The organism is Streptomyces rimosus subsp. rimosus (assembly GCF_000720725.1).
Classification (GTDB): Bacteria; Actinomycetota; Actinomycetes; order Streptomycetales; family Streptomycetaceae; genus Streptomyces; species Streptomyces rimosus_A.
On the sequence record NZ_JOCQ01000092.1, the window covers coordinates 1 to 20,779 of the forward strand.

Sequence of the window (20,779 nt, forward strand, 5' to 3'; positions counted from 1 at the left end):
GGCCACGCCCCAGCCCCCGCCCCGCGAGGAGTCCTGATGCGCATCTTCGACCCGCACATCCACATGACCTCCCGCACCTCGACTACGACCTACAGCGCTACGGCCCCGACGACCCCCGCGCGGCTCAGGCCGCCGCCGCGCTGGACACCGTCATCGCCCCCCTCCTCGCCGACGCCCGCAGCGCGCACGTCACGGTCGTCGCCCTGTCGGAATACGGCATCCGGCCCGCTCGCCGCCCCGTGGACATCAACCGCGCCCTGCGCCACGCCGGACTGCTGGAGGTGCACACGCAGGACGGGATGGAATACCTGGACCCCACGGCGTCCCGGGCGTTCGCCGTCGCCGACCACCAGATCGCGCACGTCTACGTACGCCATCCCGAAGACCTCGCCGCGACCCGCGCCGCCCTGACCGGGCTGCCCGGCCTGGACCGGCTGCTCGACGACGAGGGCAAGAAGGCGCACGCCCTCGACCACCCCCGCTCCGGCGAACTCGTCGCTCTGGCCGAGCCCGACGCCTGGTTCACCTACTACTACTGGCTCGACGACGCGCGCGCCCCGGACTTCGCCCGCCTCGTCGACATCCACCGCAAGCCCGGCTACGACCCGGCCGAACTCTTCATGGACCCCCGCGACCCGTACGTACGGCTGCGCGCCGCGGCCGCACTCGTCCGCAAGAAGGCCGGTCTGCGCTACCGCATGGCGGTCGTCCCGCTCGACCCCGAGCCCGTACGCGGCAGCCATGGCCTGCTGCCCGAGGCCGGCGCCGACCCCGCCGACGGCCCGCTCATTCTCTGCTCCGCACCCGATGCCGCACTGCACACCCCCTTCGCCGCAACCCACGTGAAGTCCCTGCTCCTTCATCTTGCCCGCCCCCACTGACAACGCGGCCCGCACCGACCTGCCACCCAGCACAGCAGCCCCCTGCCACCCAGCACAGCCCCCCCTCGCCCGCACCTCCCCAAGGAGCCCGCCATGACCCCACCCCGCTCCCACCAAGACGACCGGCGAGCCGCCCTGAGAAACGCCCTCCACCGCCGCCGATTCCTCGGCGTGGCCACCGGAGCCGCGTCGGCCGCCCTCCTAGGCACCGGAAGCGCCTCCGCACACGCCGCCCCCGCCCGGCACCCCCACCACAGTCCCGTCGTCCCGCCCGGCCGCCTCGGCATCCAGCTCTACACGCTCCGCGACCAGACCTCGTCCCTCGGCTTCGCCCGGGTCTTCGAGGAACTCGCCCGGCACGGCTACGACGAGGTCGAGTTCGCCGGATACACCCAGGGCTCCGCCGGCCCGGTCACCCTGCCCCGGCTCCGGCGGCTCCTCAGGGACCACGGCCTGCGCGGCATCGGCAGCCACGTCGGCCACGCCTCCGCCGACCCCGCCGCGTACACCTTCGCCACCAACCTGACCAAGGTCCTCGACGACGCGGAGACCCTCGGCCTGCCGTACATCGGCACCCCCTCCGTACCGGACCGCTACGGCAACACCGTCGACGCCTGGAAACGCGCCGCCGCGGAATTCAACGCGTACGGTGCTGCCGCCAGGGCCCGCGGCATGCGTTTCTACCACCACAATCACGCCGAGGAATTTGCCTTCGCCGCGGACGACCCGCGCGTCCGCCTTTACGACGTCCTGCTCACGGAAACCGATCCCCGTCTCGTCTTCTTCGAGATGGACATTTTCTGGGCCTATGTCGCCCAGTACCGGTTCTCCCGTCGGCCGGACGGCACCCCCGCCCCCTTCGAACCCCTCGACCACGTCCTGAGAGCACCCGGTCGCTATCCGCTTTTCCACGTCAAGGACGGCGAGCACGACACCGCCTCGCAGGACGGCTACCGCATGGTGGACGTCGGCGACGGGGACATCGATTACCGTTGCTTCATCTCCGCCGTACAACGCCGCCTCGGCCGTCGCACCGGCCGCCGCCCGGCCCACTGGATCGTCGAACGCGACGACGCCGTGGACCCGGCCGCCAACCCGGCGGGCTCCCTGTCGACCGCCCGCCGCTCGGCCCGCCATCTGCGGAGCCTGCGCGCGTCGCACGGTTAAGCCGTACGACCGCGGCCGGGTAGTGTGCACAGGATCAGCACTGCCCGACCGGGGCGGCCGGTACGACCAGATTGGCGAGACGTACATGAGCGAGGGGACCGCACCACTGGCGGGCGACGCGACCTCCGTCGCCGACGAGGAGGCGCGCGAGCGCCTGATCTACCTGCGCGGCAGCATCGACAACCTGGATGCCGCGCTGGTGCACCTGCTCGCCGAGCGGTTCAAGTGCACCCAGCAGGTCGGTGAGCTCAAGGCCCGTCACAACCTCCCGCCCGCCGACCCGGCCCGTGAGGCCACTCAGATCGCCCGTCTGCGCACCTTGGCGGAGGACGCCAGACTGGATCCGGCTTTCGCCGAGAAATTCCTGAATTTCATCATCGGCGAGGTCGTGCAGCACCACAAAGCCATCGCACAGCAGGGAACAGCTGTGACGGACAGGGCTCCCGAGGTGTCCGTCCCGGCCGCCGAGCACTGACCGGGACGGCGTCGGCCGAACCAGCCGGGCCGGCGGCGTGTCCGACCGGACGTCGGCGAACAAGAATTCCCGTAGCGCCCCGTACAACCCTCGGGGGGTGACACCGGTCTCCCTGTCGTCACGTTCCGTTACGGCACCATCGCCGTACCGGCGCCGCCTTAGGAGCGCCGCCATTCCCGTACTGGGGGAGCCATGCACCGCACCGCCGTCACCGCCGCCGCCGTCGCGGCCCTCTGCCTCGGACTCGCCGCCTGCCAGCCCTCCGGGAGCGCCGACGGCAGCGGCGGTTCGCCCACGAAGGCGGCCCCGGAGCCGAGCGTGGCGGGGCAGACCACGCCGGGCCCCGCTCCGGCCCGTACGGCCACGCTGCCCGACCTGGTCGGCAAGGGCCTGCAAAGCGCGCAGGACGCCGCCCAGGCGGCCGGATTCCGGGTGCTGCGCAGCCACGACGCGCTCGGGCGCGGGCGTATGCAGGCCTTCGACCGCAATTGGAAGGTCTGTACGCAGACCCCCGGACCCGGCGCGGTCGACACGCGTAAGACGGTGGATTTCGGGGCGGTGAAACTGTCGGAGTCCTGCCCCGACGAGGATGCCGGGGCCGGTGCCTCCGCCGCTCCCGCGTCGACCATGCCCGACCTCCGGAACAAGTCGGTGAAGGTGGCCCGGAATGCTTTCGACACCAGTACCGGCATCACCGTGAAGGACGCCTCCGGACGCAACCGGATGGTTATCGTGGAATCCAATTGGAAGGTGTGCCGCCAGAACCCGGCGGCAGGCACGAAACTGGACGGTCAGCCGGTGACGCTGGAAGCGGTGAAATTCCAGGAGGAGTGCTGAGGGGCTGATAGAAGCTGAGGATCTGAGGGGCTGATAGGAGGGAGCCCTGGGAAATTCGTCACCCCGCTCCCACAGTCGCCCCCTTCCCCACCGGCCGCCGCAACAACAACGACAGCCCCGCCGCCAGCAGCCCCACGCACCCCGCCACCGCGTACGCGCCCCCGTACCCCCACGTCGCGACCACCGACGCGCCGATACCGCCGCCCAGAAGGCCGGAGACGAGCTTCGAGCTGTAGACGAGGCCGTAGTTCGACGCGTTGTTGTTCTCGCCGAAATAGTCGGGGACGAGGGCCGCGAAAAGCGGGAAGAAAGCGCCGCCGCCGAAGCCGGATATGAAGGCGAAGACCAGGAACAACGGCTGGTTGGCGATTTCGCCCGCCCACCGGACGCCGAACTGGGCCAGCCCGAGGACCAGGCACACATACGTCAGGGTCGGCCGCCGCCCCAGCCGGTCAGAGAGCCAGCCGACCACGCCCCGGCCCGTGCCGTTGACCACCGACATGATGCCCATGGAGGACGCCGCCACCAGCGGCCCGAACCCGGCCTCCTTGGCGAACGGCACCTGGAAGGAGATCCCGAAGATCGAGACGCCGGCGGTGCACAGCAGACAGGCCCACATCAGCGGCAGCATGCCCGTACGGATGGCCTCCCGCGGCGTGAACTGCGCCGCCGCGGGCGGGTTCCTGCGCAGCGCCGCCGGCGTACGGACATCGTGCGGCGCGGCCGGCGGATCGACATGCGCGGGCCACCAGTTCTTGGGCGGATCCTTGAAGAACAGGCCCGCCACGGCCGTCAGCAGCAGCACGTACAGGCCGACCAGGTCCAGAACAGCCTGGTAGTCGCCGGCGTCGAAGCCGTAGGAGAACAGGAAGATGAAGGGCACGGCGCCGTACGCGAAGCCGCCGTTGACGAAGCCCGTCTTGCCGCCGCGCCGCTCCGGATACCACTTGCCGACCGTGTTGATACAGGTCGCGTAGACCAGGCCTGCCCCGGTGCCGCCCAGGACGCCGAAGCCGGCGACCGCCCACCGGATGTCCGGGGCGTGGCTCAGGCTCAGGAAGCCCAGCAGCGACAGCACGGACCCGCACAGCATCGCGGCCCGGCTGCTGAGCAGGCCCCTCTCGCGCAGCCTGCCCGCGGGAAAGGCCACCGCCGCCTGGAAGAAGATCCAGACGCTGAGCACCCAGAAGGCGCCGGTGTGCGTCCAGTGGTGTGCCGTGGAGAGGGTGGACTCGGCGGCTCCGAAGGCGTACTCGAAGATGCTGATGCCGAGCATCGCGATCCAGGGCAGCAGCACCATGGTCCACCGCGGGCGGCCGAGCAGCTGCCGGTCCGTCTCACCCACGCGGTACACCCGGCCGTGCGCGTCGCGGACCTCGGTGAACGCGGCCCGGCCCGGGCGCCGTACGTCCTGGGCCGTCACCGCGCACCGCCTCCCGGCAGCAGGCCCGCGGCCCGCGCCCACCGGTACTTCGCCCCCAGCACCGCCACCGGCAGCTCCGTCGTGTACGGGTACGCCACCACGCCCCGCTCGAAGAGGTACGCGCTCGCCTCCTCCACCTCGGTGTCCCCGGCCAGCGACGCCACCACCGGCTTCGCGACGCCCGCCGCCCGGAATTCGGCCACCAACCGGGCCGTCAGTTCCGCGAACACCATGGGCGGGGTGACGAGGGTGTGCCAGTAGCCGAGCACCAGGGCGTGGACGCGCGGGTCCGTCATGCCGAGCCGGACGGTGGCCTCGTAGGTGGCGGGCGGTTCGCCGCCGGTGATGTCCACCGGGTTGCCGGCCGAGCCGAACGGCGGGATCAAGCGCCGGAAAGCGGCGTCCAGATCGCCGGGGACGGCCATGAGGCGCAGCCCGTGTTCGACGGCCGCGTCCGAGAGCAGGACGCCGGAGCCGCCCGCCCCGGTGATGACGAGAACGTTCTCGCCCTGCGGCGTCGGCAGGACGGGCAGCGCACGCGCGTACTCCAGCATCTCGTGGAGGCCCGGCGCCCGGATGACGCCCGCCTGCCGGAGGACGGCGTCGTAGACCGCGTCGTCACCGGCCAGCGCGCCGGTGTGCGATCCGGCCGCCTTCGCGCCCGCGCCGGTCCGCCCGGCCTTGAGGACCACGACCGGCTTCTCGCGCACGGTCTCCCGCGCGGCTGCCACGAACGCCCGGCCGTCCTTGAGGTCCTCCAGGTGCATCGCGATACTCCTGGTGCGCGGGTCCGCGCCGAAGTACGTGAGCAGGTCGTCCTCGTCCACGTCGGCCTTGTTGCCGAGCCCGACGATCGCCGAGACACCCGTCCGGGTGGCGCGTGCGAAGCCCAGGACGGCCATGCCGATGCCGCCGGACTGCGAGGTCAGCGCGACCGGGCCGGTGACGTCGTACGGGGTGCAGAACGTGGCGCACAGCCGCTGCCAGGGGGAGTAGTAGCCGTAGATGTTCGGGCCGAGCAGCCGGGTCCCGTACTTCTCGGCGATGGCCACGAGGCTTTGCTGGAGGGCGTGTTCGCCGGTCTCGGCGAAGCCGGAGGGGATCAGTACGGCGTTCGGTATGCCCTTGCACCCCACCTCCTCCAGGGCCGCGGGCACCAGCGGCGCGGGGATGGCGAAGACCGCCACATCGGCCCCGTCCGGCACGTCCGCCACGGAGCGGTACGCGGTACGGCCGAGGATGTCGCCGCCCTTCGGGTTCACCGGGTGGACCGCGCCGTCGAAACCCCCGTCGAGCAGGTTGCGCAGCACCGCGTGGCCGATCTTCCCGGGCTCGTTCGAGGCGCCGATGACGACGACCGAGCGCGGGCGCATCAGCCGCTCCATCGAAGCGAGGATCTCCTCCCGGGTGTACCGGCGGCGCCGCGGGGGCGGCCCGTCGCCGAGCACGATGCGTACATCGGCCGCCAGCACCCCGTCCGGCGCGGCGAACACCGGGTTCAGGTCGACCTCGGCGATCTCGGGGAAGTCGGCGGCCAGCCGGGACACCCGGACGATCAGGTCGGTGAGCGCCGCGCGGTCCACGGCGGGCCCGCCGCGTACGCCGCGCAGCACCTCGGCCGCGCGGATGTCGTCCAGCATGGCCGCCGCGTCCGCCGCCGGGACCGGCGCGAGGCGGAACGTGACGTCCTTCAGAACCTCCACCAGCACCCCGCCGAGCCCGAACGCCACCACCTTCCCGAAGGTCGGATCGGTGACCGCCCCGACCAGCACCTCCAGCCCCTCCGGCACCATCTGCTGTACCTGTACGCCCTGGATCCGGGCCTCCGGGGCGTACGCGGCGGCGTTCCGAACGACCTCCGCGTACGCGGCCCGTACCCCGGCGGCCGAGGACAGGCCCACCCGTACGCCGCCCGCATCCGTCTTGTGCGGGATGTCCGGTGAGACGATCTTCAGTGCGACCGGGCCGCCGATCCGGCCGGCGAGTGCGACCGCCTCGTCCGCCGACTCCGCCAGGCCCTCCGCCGGGGTGGGAATGCCGTACGCCGCCGCGAGCACCCTGCCCTCGGGAGCCGTGAGCGTCGTCCGCCCGGCCGCCCGCGCGGCCCGCAGCACGGCCGCCGGCTCCGCGTTCCGTAACCGTTCCTCCATCAGATGCCCCCGCCCGTCCGTCAACCGCTCACCCGTCGATCGCCCCATCAGATGACCCCGCCCTCCCTGAGCAACCGCAACTCGTCCTCACCCAGCCCCAGTTCGCCCCCGTACACCTCGTCGTTGTGCTCCCCGAGCAGCGGCGAGCACGCGATCTCGACGGGGGAGTCGGACAGCTTCAGCGGCGACCCGACGGTGGTGAACGTGCCGCGCCGCGGATGCCGGACCCGCACGATCATTCCGTCGGCGGCCAGCGACGCGTCCTCGGTGATCTCCTTGGCGGACAGCACCGGGCCGCACGGGACGGCGTGCGCGGTCAGCCGCTCCAGCACCTCCCACTTGGGCAGCGTGCTGCTCCACTCCTCGATGAGCTGGTACATCTTCGCCAGCTTCGGCAGCCGCGCGGCCGGCGTCGCCCACTCGGGGTCCGCGGCCAGCTCGGGCCGCCCGATCAGCTCCGCGAGCGGTCCCCAGCCCTTCGGCTGCACGATCACGTACACGTAATCATTGGGGCCGCCGGGCGCGCACCGCACCGCCGAGCCGGGCTGCCCGCCGCCGCTCGCGTTGCCGCTGCGCGGCACCGTGTCCCCGAAGTCGTCGTTCGGGTACTCCGGCAGCGGCCCGTGCTCCAGGCGCTGCTGGTCCCGCAGCTTGACCCGGCACAGGTTCAGCACGGCGTGCTGCATCGCGACCTGGACGCGCTGTCCGCGCCCGGTGCGTTCACGCTGGTAGAGCGCGGCGAGGATGCCGGCGACGCAGTGCACACCGGTCCCCGAATCACCGATCTGCGCGCCGGTCGCCAGCGGCGGCCCGTCCGCGAACCCGGTGGTCGACATCGACCCGCCCATGGCCTGCGCGACCACCTCGTACGCCTTGAGCTGCGTGTACGGGCCCTCGCCGAAGCCCTTGATCGACGCGTACACGAGGCGCGGATTGAGCTCCCGTACGCGCTCCCACGGGAAACCCATCCGGTCCACGGCGCCCGGCCCGAAGTTCTCCACCAGGACGTCCGAGCGCCGGATCAGCTCGGCCAGCAGCTCCTTGCCCCGTTCGGTTTTCGTGTTCAGGGTGATGCTGCGCTTGTTGCAGTTGAGCATCGTGAAGTAGAGCGAGTCCACGTCCGGGATGTCGCGCAGCTGTGCGCGGGTGACGTCGCCGGTGACCGCCTCCAGCTTGACCACGTCCGCGCCGAGCCAGGCGAGCAGCTGGGTGGCGGACGGGCCGGACTGCACATGCGTCATGTCCAGCACCCGGACGCCGGTCAGGGCCTTCCCGCCCGCCCCTTGCGTTGCGGTCGCGCTCATCAGCAGCTCCTCACTTGTACATGGTCTGGTTGACGGTGCCGGGGGCGTACGCGTCCGGGTCGACCCAGACGTTGATCAGCGACGGCAGGCCGGACTGCCGCGCGCGCTCCAGCGCCGGCCGGATCTGCGCGGGGTCGCGGACCTCCTCGCCGTAGCCGCCGAGCATCCGCGCGAAGGCGTCGTACGGCACGTCCCCCAGCGTGTTGCCGACCCGCTCCCGCGCCTCGCCGTACTTCGCCCGCTGCCCGTACCGGATCTGGTTCATCGAGGAGTTGTTGCCGACGATCCCCACGAACGGCAGGCCGAAGCGGACCAGCGTCTCGAAGTCCCACCCCGTCAGCGAGAACGCGCCGTCCCCGAAGAGCGCCACGACCTCCTTGTCCGGCCGGGCCCTCTTCGCCGCCAGCACGAACGGCACGCCGACGCCGAGCGTGCCCAGCGGCCCCGGGTCCATCCAGTGACCCGGCGCCTTCGGCCGCACGACCTGGCCCGAGAAGGTCACGATGTCCCCGCCGTCCCCGATGAAGACCGAGTCCTCGGTCAGGAAGTCGTCGATCTCGCCGACCAGGCGGTACGGGTGGATGGGCGCGGAGTCCGAGCGCAGCAGCGGCAGCCGCTCCGCCACCGCGGCCTCCTCGACGGCCCGCAGCTCCTCGATCCACCCCTTGCGCCGTCCCGCACCGGTGTCCAGCCGCCCCGACGCCGCCTGCGCGGCCGCCGCCAGCACCAGCCCCGCGTCGCCCACGATCCCCAGATCGACATCCCGGTTCCGGCCGACCGTGCGGTAGTCCAGATCGACCTGCACGACGGTCGCGGCAGGCGAGAGCCGCTTCCCGTACCCCATCCGGAAGTCGAACGGCGTCCCGACGACCACGATCAGATCGGCGTGGGTGAAGGCATGACGGCGGGAGAGCTGGAAATGGAGCGGATCGCCGGGCGGCAGCGTGCCCCGCCCCGCGCCGTTCATATAGGCGGGCAGATTCAGGCCCCGTACGAGAGCGGCCGCCGCGTCCGTACCGCGCGTCGTCCACACCTGGCCGCCGAGCAGGACCGCCGGTTTCTCGGACCGTACGAGCAGCTCGGCCAGCCGCTCGACGACGTCCGGATCACCCGCCGAACGGGTCGAGGCGCGGTAGTGCCCCGCCCGGGGCACCCGCGCCGTACCGCGCGGCACCTTCGCGTCCAGCACATCCCGGGGTATCTCCAGGAAGGACGGCCCGGGAGCGCCGTGGAAGCACTCCCGGAACGCCATCGAAACCATGTCGGCGACGCGCGCGGTGTCCGGCACGGTCGCCGCGAACTTCGTGACCGGCGTCATCATCTCGACATGCGGCAGATCCTGGAGCGACCCCATCTTGTGCTGACCGAGCGCCCCCTGCCCGCCGATCAGCAGCATCGGCGACTCGGCCCGTAAGGCATTGGCCACCCCGGTCACGGCATCCGTCGTCCCGGGCCCCGCCGTGACCACGGCACACCCCGGCCTCCCGGTGATCCGCGCATGGGCGTCCGCGGCATGCGCGGCGACCTGCTCGTGCCGTACGTCCACCACGTCGATGCCCTCGTCGACGCAGCCGTCGTAGATGTCGATGATGTGTCCACCGCAGAGCGTGTAGATCACGTCGACGCCCTCGGCCTTGAGGGCTTGGGCCACGAGGTGGCCGCCGGAGATGAGGGATTCGGGGGTGGTGGGCTGGGGGTGGTGGTTCGGGATGGGGTTTTGGGCGGGGGCCTGGACGGGGTCCTTGGCGGGGGCCTGGGGGGCGTCGGGCATGGGGCATCGCATCCCTTCGATCGGAACGTTCCGCGGGACGTACGGGCCGGGCGCGTCACGGGCAGTCCGGGCAGCCCGGTCCATAGCCGTAGATCGCATACAGTCGACGAATACTGTATGGAGCCTGTATCCCGCATCGCCCGGCCACTGTCCAGGGCCGACCCCTCTGTTTCAGCCACCGGCCGGGGCCCGGGAGGTGCCGCCCGCACCACCCCTCCCACCCTCATAAGCTGTACTTATGCCCACAGCGCATACGCAGGTGAAACCCACCCCGAAACCTTGGTATTGTTGTCCATGTCGCCGCGGGGAACGCCCCGCGAAGACCACACCTAGTCCGGGTGGCGGAATGGCAGACGCGCTAGCTTGAGGTGCTAGTGCCCTTTATCGGGCGTGGGGGTTCAAGTCCCCCCTCGGACACCAGCTGAGACCCCAGTTCTTTCTGGGGTTTTCTGCATTTCAGGGCTCAGCCGACGATGTTGCCCGGCTCCCTCAGCCAAACCTGATGCCCACGCTCCGCCGTGACGGTGACGCCGAAGTCCGTCAGCCCGGGGCGGCCGTTTCTCCGCCACCACTCCAGTGCCCCGGCGACCTCGGCGAAGAGATCACGCCGCCCCCAGTGCCTGACCCGGTACGAGCCGTCCGGCCGTTTCCGGGCCGTCGCCCATGCGGTGGTGTGCCGGTTGGAGATCCACCACGTTCCCTCTGGACTGCGGCGGACCCACACCTCCGGCAACCGCAAGGGCACGGCCAGTTCCGCATCCCGGCTCCGGGTCAGTTCGTGAAGGCTGCATTCACGGATCGTGCCGGACGCCTGCCCGCGGGTGCGCTCGTACAGTTCCGAGATGCTGGTGTTGCCGTTCTCCTGGCCTCGCAGCGGCATGAAGGCCACCGTGTCCACGAAGCGACCGGATGCCCGCCCCGGCTCCGCCACCCGCAGCAACAGCAGTCCGTTGGTCTCGGTGGTGTTCGCCACCGGTACGAGGAGCGCTCCGCCCGGCGCGGTCTGTTCCACCCATGGAAACGGCACCTTCCGTACCGAAGCCGTGGCAATGATCCGGTCGAACGGCGCACTGGAGGCACATCCGTGCATCCCGTCACCCCACACCGCTTCCACGTCGCTCCGTACGCCCGTCAGCGCTTCCCGAGCGGCGATGGTCAACGCCTGATCGACCTCGACGGTGGTCACGCGGGCTGTGCGTGCGGCCAGGAGGGCCGCGTTGTAGCCCGACCCGGTGCCGATCTCCAGCACCCGTTGGCCCGGGTGGAGGTCGAGGTGGCCGAGCTTCCGTACGACCACGTCCGGGGCGGAGACGGATGAGGTGAAGCGCCCGTTCGCGGGGCCGTCCGGCTTCACGGTCCCTTCGTCGATCTGCGTGATCAGGGTCGTGCGCGAGGCGTAGACGGCTTCCGCCCACTGCTCCGGTTCTTCTTTCCGGTCGATCAGGAGGGAAACAGCCCGTCGTCCTGCTTCTCCGGCCACCAGAACCGGTCCGGGACGAACGCCTCTCGCGGTACGGCGTCGAACGCCTTGCGTGTCCAGTCGGTCAGGAACCGGCCGTCCGCGTCCAGCGCCTCGGCGCACGTGCGCTTGAGTTCACTCCACGTCGGCATGGTCACCTCCCGCCTGCTCGCAGTTCGCGTGCCCCCGCACGCGCTGTGGGCGGACCCGGCCCCCGTCGGGACCCGCGTGCCATCCGCGCCTCACCTGCGTGCCGCCTCAAGAACCTCCGTGAGCCTCTTGGACGTGGCGAGGTTGATGCGCCCGAGGTCGATCAGGTGCGCCAGGACGCCGTACTCGCCCACCGGCTTCGGGTCCAGCCGCAGGCTGGGAAACCGGACGCCGGCCGCGATGGCGGCGTCCGCCAATTCGCCCATGGCTTCTCGTGCGGCCTCGGCCGGGGTGCGGCCTTGAGATGGGGTGGTCACGCTCATTCGCCTCCGGGGCTGTGCCGTTGCTTCCGATTACAGCCTGTAGGCGTGCGGGTACGCTCGCCAGGGGAATGGTTTTCGGAGCTGCAGAGCGAAAATGGAGAGCAACGGTGCCCGCACCCAAGGAGCTTGACCCGTCCACGTCGCTTGAGGCTCTGTACGGTGTCAAGCTGCGGAAGCTCAGGAGCCGGGCCGGGTGGACTCAGCAGGAACTCGGCGACAAGGTGCCCATCGCTCATAGCCGCATCGCTCAGTTCGAGCTGGGTAACGAGTCGCCGACGAAGGACGTCTCGGACGCGCTGGACGTTCTCCTGGGCGCAGACGGTGACCTCTCGGACCTGTGGGAGCACATCCAGCGGACGCCGTTCCCGAACTGGTCACGCAAGTACATGAGACTTGAGGCCAAAGCGATCAAGATGCGGAAGTACATGGCGCATACGGTTCCGGGTTTGTTGCAGACCGAGGCGTACGCTCGTGAGCTGCTGCACGCTGCCCGACCGAACGTGGCGGTGGAAGAACTGTTGGCAGCACGCCTGGATCGGCAGAAGCTACTGGCCGTCGGCAACCCGCCGACTCTCTGGGTTGTCCTCGACGAAGCGGTGTTGAGGCGCCAGGTCGGTAGTGCATCGATCATGCGGGCGCAGTTGGCGCACTTGCTGCGCGCCCAGGAGGCATCGGAGCGAGTAGTCGTTCAAGTGCTTCCCTTCCGACAGGGTGCGCATCCGGCTATGGGCGGATCGATAACGGTCCTGTCGTTCCGTCATCGCTCGGATGTCGTGTACCTGGAGGGATCGCACTCCGGCGAGCTGGTGGAGCAGCCGGAGCAGGTTGCCGGATACGAGCTAGCATTCGATCACTTGCAAGCTCAGGCCCTCTCCCAGAGGGCGTCTGTCGACCTCATCCGAACCGTGATGGAGGACACCTACGGTGATCCACGTCTCCCGACCCGATCTGGACGCCGCAAGCTGGCGCAAGAGCAGCTACAGCAATACGCAGGGCGGAGACTGCATCGAGGTGGCCCAAGGCTTCCCCGGCTTCGTCCCGGTGCGTGACTCCAAGGACCCGCAGCGCCCCGCCTTGATCTTCTCAGCGGCGGAGTGGACGGCGTTCGTGGCTGACGTGAAGCGCGGCGGCTTCCCGGCCTAGCCCCCCGTCGAGCGCCCCGTTCGTCCAGTCCGAACGGGGCGCTCACCTGTATCCGAGGCAGGTTGGCCACGTGGCCGACGTAGGGGGAATGCGTGGCCGGCGCAGGTTGGCAACCCTGCGATGGGGCGGCGCCGTTGATGCTCGCGGGGCCGGAGATGGAGTGGTGAGTGGTGGAGTTCGGGGGATCGGTGCGTTGTCTTGGGGTGAATATGTGGCCCTTGACGGATGATTTTTGTTACGCGCCGTGAGGGTAATGGGAGAGGTCGCCCGTGCGCCTTGGCAGGGGAATGGTGGACTCCTCAAATTGTTTCGTGGGCGGGGGCGGTGGTGGCGGGCGCCGGGGTAATGTTGGAGTAATAAGGGACGTGTTAGGGCGGGGCGGGTCGTCGCCGGGTGCGGACGCGGGGGATGACTGTTCCGGGGCCGGGGAATGACGGCCGGGTGCATTTTCTGTGACCGTTGGAGCCGACGGGCCGGTCGCGGCTGGATATCCGTCCTACTGAACAGCGGGAGTCCGGATACGGGGGTGAAGCCGGCTCATGAAGTTGGTGGAACGGGACACGGAGCTCTCCGTCCTGGAGGGCATGCTCGATGCCTGTGCGGCCGGGCGCGGCGGGGCGGCGTTGGTCAGCGGGGCGGTGGGCGGCGGGAAGACCGCGTTGCTGCGCGCGTTCCGGGAGCGGGCGGCGCCGACCGGTGCGGTGTGGTTGCAGGCCACGGCGACCGCGGCGGACAAGGACGTGCCGCTGCGTGTGGTGGGGCAGTTGCTGCGGACCGCCGGGCCGCCCGGCGTGGACGGGGAGCCGGCGCTGTGGCCGCTGCCGCCGCCGGTCGCGGCCGGCGCGCCGGTGCGGGGCGCGGACGGCGCCGTTCCGGCGGAAGTGGTCGCGGACGTCTTCCCGCGGATGTGCCACATCCTCTTCGCCCGGGCCAGGAAACGGCCGGTGGTGGTGTGCGTCGACGATGTGCATCAGGCCGATGCCTATTCCGTGGAATGTCTGCTGCATGTCGTGCGACGGCTGGATGTCAGCAGGATTCTGGTGGTCCTCGGGGAAAGCAGTGGTACGGAGTGGGACGACAGCCGGACGCGGCGGGAATTGCTGCGGCGACCGGTATGCCGTTTTCTGCATGTCGGTGCGCTGCCGCGGGACGGTATCGCCGCCATGCTGGCCGACGGGCGGAAAGGGCGGCGTTCGGCGCCGCCCGTATCGGAATTCCACCGGCTGAGCGGTGGCAGCCCGCTGCTGATGCGGGCGCTGCTGGACGACTACGCGGATGCGGACGTGCGCACGGGCCGGGCCGGGAGCGCCGAGCTGATTCCCGGTGAGGCGTACGAGCGTGCCGTCGGGCTGTGCCTGAACCGCAGTGACGTCCTCACCCGCAACACCGCGTGGCTGCTGGCGGTGCTCGGGCCGCAGGCCGAGCGGGCCGAGCCCGCCGAGCGCTCCGAGCCCGCCGAGCTGCTCGGGGTCCCGCGCGCGGCGGGCGAGCGCAGCCTGCGCGCCCTGCACGACATGGGGCTGCTCGCGGCCGGCCGGTTCCGTCACGAGGCCGGGCGGACGGCGGTGCTGCGCCGGGTGGAGCCGCCGCGTTCACCGCGCCTGGAGGCCCGCGTGGCCCGGGTGCTGTACGAGCACGGGGCGTCCGCGACCGTACTGGCCCGCCACCTGGTCGCCGCGGAGAACGTGGACGCCCCTTGGGTGCTGCCCGCGCTCCTGGAGGCGGCCGAGGCCGCGCTGGCCCGTAACGAGGTGGGGCGGGCGCTGGACTGCCTGCGCGTGGCCCGGGACAGCTGCGCGGACGAGCGGCAGGTGCTCCGGGTCCGGACCGCGCTGATACGGGCCGGGTGGCGGGTCGACCCGTCCGCCGCCGTACGGCATCTGCCCGCACTCACCGACGCCGCGCTGGCCGGGCGCCTCACCCCCCGGGACATGAAGGCGCTGATCGGCCATCTGCTGTGGTTCGGGAGGGCGGATGAGGCGCTGGAGGTGCTTCGGGTTGTGGAGGGCCCAGGGGAGGAGGCGGTGGCAGAGGCGGCTGTGCCGCATGTGGCGTGGGGAGTTGGCGGTGCGGGGGAGCGGCAGGTGCTGGAGTCGGCGCGGCTCTGGTTCGCGTACGGATATCCCGGGGTGGCCGCCCGGGGCGGGGCCGCGGTGGCTCCGGGGACGTACGGGAAGGCAGGAGCCGGTGGCCGGGCCTCCGGCGTGGTCACCGGGCACGGTACGCAGCAGCGGGCCCTCGCTCTGATGGCCTCCGTGCTGGACCAGGGCGCGGCCGGGGACGCGATCGTCCGTGCGGAGCGGATCCTCCAGGAGACGCGGCCGGAGGACCGTACCCCGGCGGCGGGGCTGGCCGCCCTGGTGGCGCTCGTCGTCGCCGACGGGCTGCCGGAGGCTTCCCGGTGGTGCGACATCCTCCTGGCGGAGGCACGTGAGCGGCGGGCGCCGATGTGGCAGTCGCTGTTCGCCACGGCCAAGGCGTACACCGAGATCAGACTCGGTGAGCTGGCCGCGGCGGAGGAGTCGGCGCACACCGCGCTCACCGCCGTCCCGCCCGAAGGGTGGGGAGCGGCCGTCGCCGCCCCGGTCGCCGCGCTGCTGTACGCGAAGGCCGCCATGGGGCGGCTGGACGAGGCCGCGGCGCACCTGAGGATCCCCGTGCCCGACGCGGCGTTCCGGACGCCCGGCGGGCTGTTGTATCTCTGGGCGCGCGGCCACTACCACTTCGCCGCCGGCCGCCCGTACGCCGCCCTGGAGGACTTCCACCGGTGCGGGGACCTGATGGCGCGCTGGCGCCTCGACCTGTCCGCGCTGGTGCCGTGGCGCTCCGACGCCGCGCAGGTGTACGTGTCCCTGGGCGACGACCGCCGCGCCCGCTCCCTCCTGGAGGAGGAGCTGACCCGCCCCGGCCCCCGGCCGCCGTGGACGCGCGGGGTCGCGCTGCGGGTGCTGGCGGCGCTGGCCGAGCGGTCGGACCGCCCGCGGCTCCTCGCCGAGGCCCTGGACATCCTCCAGCGCAGCGGCCACCGGCTGGAGCTGGCGTACGCGATGGCGGAACTGTCGTACAGCTACTGGGACAGGAACGAGGACGGCCGGGCCCGGGTGGCGGCGCGCAAGGCGCAGCAGCTGATGCGGGAGTGCGGCATCAAGGCGCCCGTCCTGAAGGCGTCGCCGGTCGGCGCGACGAGCGCCTGTCCGCCCGAGCGGTCCGAGCGGTCCGGGGCGGGGCGTCCGGCCACCGAGCTGAGCGGCGCGGAACTGCGCGTCGCGACGCTCGCCGCGCGCGGGTACACCAACCGGGAGATAGCCGGGGCGCTGTTCATCACGATCAGCACCGTGGAGCAGCACCTGACCCGGGCGTACCGGAAGCTGGGCGTGCAGCGCCGTACGGACCTGGCGACCCGGCTGAACCTGGACGCGGGGGAGGAGGCCGGGCCGGCCGGGTGCGGCGACGGCTTATCGCGTGACTGTCTTCGGGCCGGTTAGCAGGGGGGCCGGTCAGCCGGCGGTGGGGCGCGGCCCGTCCGGCACGGGCGCGGCCCGCCGGCCCCGGCCGGTACGGCGGCGCCCTCGGCCTGCCCGGTCCCGCTCGCACGGCCGTCGCGCCCTGCCCTTCCCCGATGTTGCGCGGTTGGACACCCCGACCCACACCTGTGGAATGATTGACGCCAATACCACATGACGCGAACTCCCTTGAAAAAAACGGCAGTTGCTGCTCTCCGCAGTGACGCGGCGGGGTTCGCGCACGGGCGCCGCGGCGCGGCCGGACGGTCCCGGGGAGCCCCAGCAGACGGACCGGCGCGCGGCGGTGCGGGCGTGCGCCGGTCCCTCGCAACCACATCCGGCCGGCCGGTGCCGGCCACTCAACGGGAGGAACCCTCATGGTGGTGGTGATGGCCCCGGGGGCCACGCAGGAGGATGTCGACGCCGTCGTCGGCCTGGTGCGCTCGGCGGGCGGTGATGCCTTCGTCAGCCGGGGGGTGACCCGTACGATCGTCGGGCTCGTCGGGGACGTGGACGAGTTCGAGGCGCTCAACCTGCGCAGCCGCAAGGGGGTCCTGGACGTCGTACGGATCTCCGTGCCGCACAAGCTCGTCAGCCGGGAGCACCACCCCGCCCGGTCGGTCGTCCGGGTCGGCGGTGTGCCGATCGGGCCCGACACCCTGTCCGTCATCGCCGGACCGTGCGCCGTCGAATCGCCGGAGCAGACGCTCACCGCGGCGCGGATGGCCCGCGCCGCGGGCGCCTCGATGCTGCGCGGCGGCGCGTTCAAGCCACGGACCTCGCCGTACGCCTACCAGGGGCTCGGCGAGGCCGGGCTGCGCATCCTCGCCGACGTGCGCGACGAGACCGGGCTGCCGGTGGTCACCGAGGTCATCGACCCCGGCAGCGTCGAACTGGTCGCCTCCTACGCGGACATGCTCCAGATCGGCACCCGCAACATGCAGAACTTCGCGCTGCTCCAGGCGGTCGGGTCCGCGGGCAAGCCCGTCCTGCTCAAGCGCGGGTTCGGCGCGACCATCGACGAGTGGCTGATGGCCGCCGAGTACATCGCGCAGCGCGGGAACCTGGACATCGTGCTGTGCGAGCGCGGCATCCGCACGTTCGAGACGCGTACCCGCAACACGCTGGACATCAGCGCGGTGCCGGTGGTGCAGCGGCTGTCGCACCTGCCGGTGATCGTGGACCCGTCGCACTCGGGCGGCCGGCGCGAGCTGGTGCTGCCGCTGATGCGGGCCGCGCTGGCGGTCGGTGCGGACGGCGTGATGATCGACGTGCATCCGGCGCCGGAGACGGCGCTGTGCGACGGCGACCAGGCGCTGCTCGACGCCGACATGCAGGAGATCGCCAAGACGGCCACCGTCCTGTCGCCGCTGATGGGCCGGTCGCTCACGCAGCCGGCGCCGCGGACCCCGGCGGGGATCGCGGCCCCCTGACGCGGCCGCCCGCCGGGCGTGCGGGGCGCGCGGAGGCGCGGACGGCGCGATGAAGCGTCGGCGCCGGCCGGATGTGCGCCGGCGGTAGGGGTACCCCGACGGGTGCTCGGACGAAAGCGCACACGACCCACCGTCCGACCGATTGGTACAGGCCAACTTCCGTACGTACGGCCGGACGGGTGGGGCGCCGGGGGACGGGTGTTCCCCGGTGTACCGGGCAGCCCGCGATAGGGGTACCGGCGCTGAACCGGTGATGTCGGCGGAGGCTGACGCATCGCGAATCCTGGGGTATGTCGGAGAGATGCGATACGCACAGGGCGGCGGACTGACCGCCGAGCGGCGGGAGTTCCGCGAACGGCTGCGGCTGCAGGCGGTCGAGCGGTTCGCGCGGGGCGAGACCAACGCGGTGATCGCCAGGGAACTGCGGGTGAGCGTGCGGTCGGTGCAGCGGTGGCGCAAGTCCTGGCGGAGCGACGGGGCGCAGGCCCTGGGCTCGAAGGGGCCGGCGTCCCGGCCGCGGCTGAGCCCGGCGCAGTTCCGCCAGCTGGAGGCGGAACTCGCCAAGGGGCCGGCGGCCTACGGCTGGCCCGACCGGCGCTGGACGCTGGAGCGCATCCAGACCGTGATCGCGCGCCGCTTCCACGTCACGTACACGATCCAGGGGGTACGGAAGATGATGCGCCGTCACGGGTGGTCGTACGCGGCGCCGGTGTCCAGGGCGGCGGAGCGGAGCGCGGGCGGGTGGGTCCGCGCGGAGGGTGGACGGGACGGGCGGGCGGCGCGCACCCCGCGGCCGACGCGGAGCGAATGATCCCGGTGGTGAATGCACATGTTTTCCGGCGGTGCCGGCTCTTCGGGAATGCGCCGTTCCCGATAACGCGCGGAATGCGACATTGCAGGTTCAGGTACCGCAGGTAGGGGTGCCCCGTAGATAAAGGCACTGTTAGAGTATGTATCTGAATGGGGGAAGATGGTTTGTTTGCATATGTGTTCCGCTTCGCGTCTCGCGATTCTCGCGGTCCAGTGGTGCGGGAACCTTCCTCCCCCGCCGGGAGTTGCAGAAGAAGGAAGAGAAGCGGGGGTGGGTTCTACGTCCGAACGGCCCGGTGATGTCTCTCTCCGGCGGACGTCGCCGATGCATGGGCCTGCCGTAAGTCGTTAGGGTGCGTCAGCGCTAGCTTGCGCACGGGGGAATCACAACGCGAGGAGCCTGGAGTGGAACCTGGGCAGGCGCACGTGGATATGCAGACGGTCGTCGAAGTGGAGATCGATTCACTGTCGGTGGCCGGCTCTCCGCGCATATCCGGGGAAGATACGGAGCACGTCGAGATGCTGGCGGTGGCACAGGCGCCGCTGCCGCCCATCATCGCGCACCGCGCGACGATGCGGGTGATCGACGGGGTGCACCGATTACGAGCAGCGGAACGCCGCGGTGACGACAAGATCGCGGTGAGATTCTTCGACGGCGACGAGGCGGACGCCTTCGTCCTGGCCGTCGAATCGAACATCACACACGGCCTGCCGCTGTCGATGGCGGACCGCAAGAGCGCGGCCGAACGCATCATCCGCAGCCACCCGTTGTGGTCGGACCGGATGATCGCCTCGGTCACCGGCATCGCGCCGGGCACCGTCGCGGAGATCCGCCGCCGGGTGTCCGGCGCCGCTGCGGCGGGGCGCGGCAGGATCGGCCAGGACGGCCGCTTCCGGCCGCTGAACGGCGCCGAGGGCCGCCGGCTCGCCGGCAACCTCATCGCCGAGAACCCCGGCCTGTCGCTGCGGCAGATCGCGCGGGCGTCCGGGATCTCGCCCGAAACGGCGCGCGATGTGCGCAACCGGCTGCGCCGGGGCGAGGAACCGCTGCTCAAGGGGCGGGGCCGGCCGGCCCGTACGTCCCGGGAGCAGGAGCCCGCCGGGCACAGCGGCCCCCGCGACGGCGACGCCGCGGCGGTCCCCGCCCGGATGCCGGCGCAGGACCGGACGGTGGTCGTACGCCGCCTGAAGGTCGACCCGGCCCTGCGGTTCAGCGAGACGGGGCGCACGCTGCTGCGGCTGCTGAGCATTCACACGATCAGCGCGGAGGAGTGGGACGACATCATGGCAAACATTCCTCCGCACTGCAGCGGCATCATCGCCCAACTGGCCCGCGAGTGTGCGGATATCTGGGCGGACTTCGCCCAGCGGGCCGAGCGGAACGTCGTCGAAACCGTCTGACAGGCGAGGCGGCCGTGTCCAAGTGAGGAAAGCGACCGGTTGGACGGACTCCGCACCGTCCAACCGGCCGCGGTGGAAAAGCGCGTACGGTCGGTACCGTCGGGTGCCCGCGAAAGCGGCGCCCGCCGGGCCGTCCGGCCGCCGGGTCCGAGGAATTCGCCGGTGCATCGGTGTGGTGCGGGCCGATGCCGGGCCTCGGAATTATTTGAGTACGCGGGAGAATGATTTCGGTGGCGGTGGAGAAACCCGTGCGCCGCCCCGGACTTATCGGCCTGGCCGGTCGGAGACGGCACGGGTATCGTCGCAACGGCGCGCCCTCTTCAGGGAATAGGCCCAGGGGGAAAAACCGCCGTCGCGGAGCGGCCGGCCGGTCTTGACGAAAGCTCACCGGACACCACGGAACAGGCGCCCTCGCGGCGCCGCCGTTCGCATGCGGTCGACCGCATGCCCAGGGATCAGCGACCAGGAATTCAGCAACCAGTGACCAGGCACCACGACGACCCGGAAATCCCGACCAGAGAATCCCGACCCAGGAATCCCGACCCAGGA

The 20,779-nt window shown here is 71.4% G+C and carries 16 protein-coding genes, 1 tRNA gene and 1 pseudogene; 11 read left to right on the forward strand and 7 right to left on the reverse strand.

What is annotated here, in order from left to right:
- From IH45_RS0133375 to IH45_RS0133390, 4 genes are all read left to right on the forward strand, one after another.
- On the forward strand, nt 1-881 hold an 881-nt coding region (locus tag IH45_RS0133375; RefSeq protein WP_199810743.1), incomplete at its 5' end, for an alkaline phosphatase family protein.
- A 93-nt stretch (nt 882-974) separates the two neighbouring features.
- Nucleotides 975-2,048: a sugar phosphate isomerase/epimerase family protein gene (locus IH45_RS0133380; protein ID WP_050515361.1), complete on the forward strand. Its 1,074-nt coding sequence runs from the start codon at nt 975-977 to the stop codon at nt 2,046-2,048.
- An 85-nt stretch (nt 2,049-2,133) separates the two neighbouring features.
- On the forward strand, nt 2,134-2,523 hold the full coding sequence (locus tag IH45_RS0133385) for a chorismate mutase (RefSeq protein ID WP_032918775.1): 390 nt from the start codon (nt 2,134-2,136) through the stop codon (nt 2,521-2,523).
- Between the two features lie 192 nt (nt 2,524-2,715).
- Complete coding sequence (locus tag IH45_RS0133390; protein ID WP_030677303.1) at nt 2,716-3,360, forward strand: PASTA domain-containing protein; 645 nt, start codon at nt 2,716-2,718, stop codon at nt 3,358-3,360.
- Nucleotides 3,361-3,418: 58 nt separating this feature from the next.
- On the opposite strand, the gene IH45_RS0133395 is transcribed toward IH45_RS0133390, so the two are convergent.
- The 4 genes from IH45_RS0133395 to IH45_RS0133410 are packed head-to-tail and all read right to left on the reverse strand — an operon-like array spanning nt 3,419 to nt 10,008.
- Nucleotides 3,419-4,783, reverse strand: a complete 1,365-nt coding sequence (locus IH45_RS0133395) for an OFA family MFS transporter (RefSeq protein WP_050515364.1) — start codon at nt 4,781-4,783, stop codon at nt 3,419-3,421.
- Nucleotides 4,780-6,933 (reverse strand): acetate--CoA ligase family protein, encoded by a 2,154-nt coding sequence (locus IH45_RS0133400; protein ID WP_030677309.1) that lies wholly within the window; start codon nt 6,931-6,933, stop codon nt 4,780-4,782. The genes IH45_RS0133395 and IH45_RS0133400 overlap by 4 nt, the downstream gene beginning before the upstream one ends.
- 47 nt (nt 6,934-6,980) lie before the next feature.
- On the reverse strand, nt 6,981-8,237 hold the full coding sequence (frc, locus tag IH45_RS0133405; protein ID WP_030677311.1) for a formyl-CoA transferase: 1,257 nt from the start codon (nt 8,235-8,237) through the stop codon (nt 6,981-6,983).
- A gap of 10 nt (nt 8,238-8,247) precedes the next feature.
- Nucleotides 8,248-10,008, reverse strand: a complete 1,761-nt coding sequence (locus IH45_RS0133410; protein WP_078897898.1) for a thiamine pyrophosphate-binding protein — start codon at nt 10,006-10,008, stop codon at nt 8,248-8,250.
- 332 nt (nt 10,009-10,340) lie between these two features.
- Here IH45_RS0133410 and IH45_RS0133415 point away from each other — a divergent pair.
- A tRNA-Leu gene (locus IH45_RS0133415) sits at nt 10,341-10,428 on the forward strand.
- A 43-nt stretch (nt 10,429-10,471) separates the two neighbouring features.
- On the opposite strand, the gene IH45_RS01000000144355 is transcribed toward IH45_RS0133415, so the two are convergent.
- The 3 genes from IH45_RS01000000144355 to IH45_RS1000000149020 all read right to left on the reverse strand — a co-directional run bounded on the left by IH45_RS01000000144355 (nt 10,472) and on the right by IH45_RS1000000149020 (nt 11,940).
- A complete protein-coding gene (locus IH45_RS01000000144355) occupies nt 10,472-11,488 on the reverse strand; it encodes a methyltransferase domain-containing protein (RefSeq protein WP_158813345.1) in 1,017 nt (338 codons plus the stop codon).
- Complete coding sequence (locus tag IH45_RS1000000149015; RefSeq protein ID WP_158813346.1) at nt 11,449-11,619, reverse strand: hypothetical protein; 171 nt, start codon at nt 11,617-11,619, stop codon at nt 11,449-11,451. Before IH45_RS1000000149015 ends, IH45_RS01000000144355 begins: the two co-directional genes overlap by 40 nt.
- Nucleotides 11,620-11,709: 90 nt before the next feature.
- The gene (locus IH45_RS1000000149020) at nt 11,710-11,940 is read right to left on the reverse strand and encodes a hypothetical protein (protein WP_158813347.1); all 231 of its coding nucleotides are present in this window, start codon (nt 11,938-11,940) and stop codon (nt 11,710-11,712) included.
- 107 nt (nt 11,941-12,047) lie between these two features.
- Between IH45_RS1000000149020 and IH45_RS0133430 the strand changes: the two genes are divergently transcribed.
- From IH45_RS0133430 to IH45_RS0133455, 6 genes and pseudogenes are all read left to right on the forward strand, one after another.
- Nucleotides 12,048-12,989 (forward strand): helix-turn-helix domain-containing protein, encoded by a 942-nt coding sequence (locus IH45_RS0133430; protein WP_030677313.1) that lies wholly within the window; start codon nt 12,048-12,050, stop codon nt 12,987-12,989.
- Complete coding sequence (locus IH45_RS1000000150880) at nt 12,952-13,083, forward strand: DUF397 domain-containing protein (RefSeq protein ID WP_324607969.1); 132 nt, start codon at nt 12,952-12,954, stop codon at nt 13,081-13,083. The genes IH45_RS0133430 and IH45_RS1000000150880 overlap by 38 nt, the downstream gene beginning before the upstream one ends.
- Before the next feature lie 539 nt (nt 13,084-13,622).
- Complete coding sequence (locus tag IH45_RS0133440; protein ID WP_030677317.1) at nt 13,623-16,568, forward strand: helix-turn-helix transcriptional regulator; 2,946 nt, start codon at nt 13,623-13,625, stop codon at nt 16,566-16,568.
- 395 nt (nt 16,569-16,963) lie between these two features.
- Nucleotides 16,964-18,019 (forward strand): 3-deoxy-7-phosphoheptulonate synthase, encoded by a 1,056-nt coding sequence (gene aroF, locus IH45_RS0133445; protein WP_030677319.1) that lies wholly within the window; start codon nt 16,964-16,966, stop codon nt 18,017-18,019.
- A 301-nt stretch (nt 18,020-18,320) separates the two neighbouring features.
- Nucleotides 18,321-18,749, forward strand: a pseudogene (locus IH45_RS0133450) (winged helix-turn-helix domain-containing protein); the annotation flags it as partial.
- A 485-nt stretch (nt 18,750-19,234) separates the two neighbouring features.
- Nucleotides 19,235-20,230, forward strand: coding sequence for a ParB/RepB/Spo0J family partition protein (locus IH45_RS0133455; RefSeq protein WP_234440774.1), 996 nt, complete (start codon nt 19,235-19,237; stop codon nt 20,228-20,230).
- The last annotated feature ends 549 nt before the right edge of the window (nt 20,231-20,779 follow it).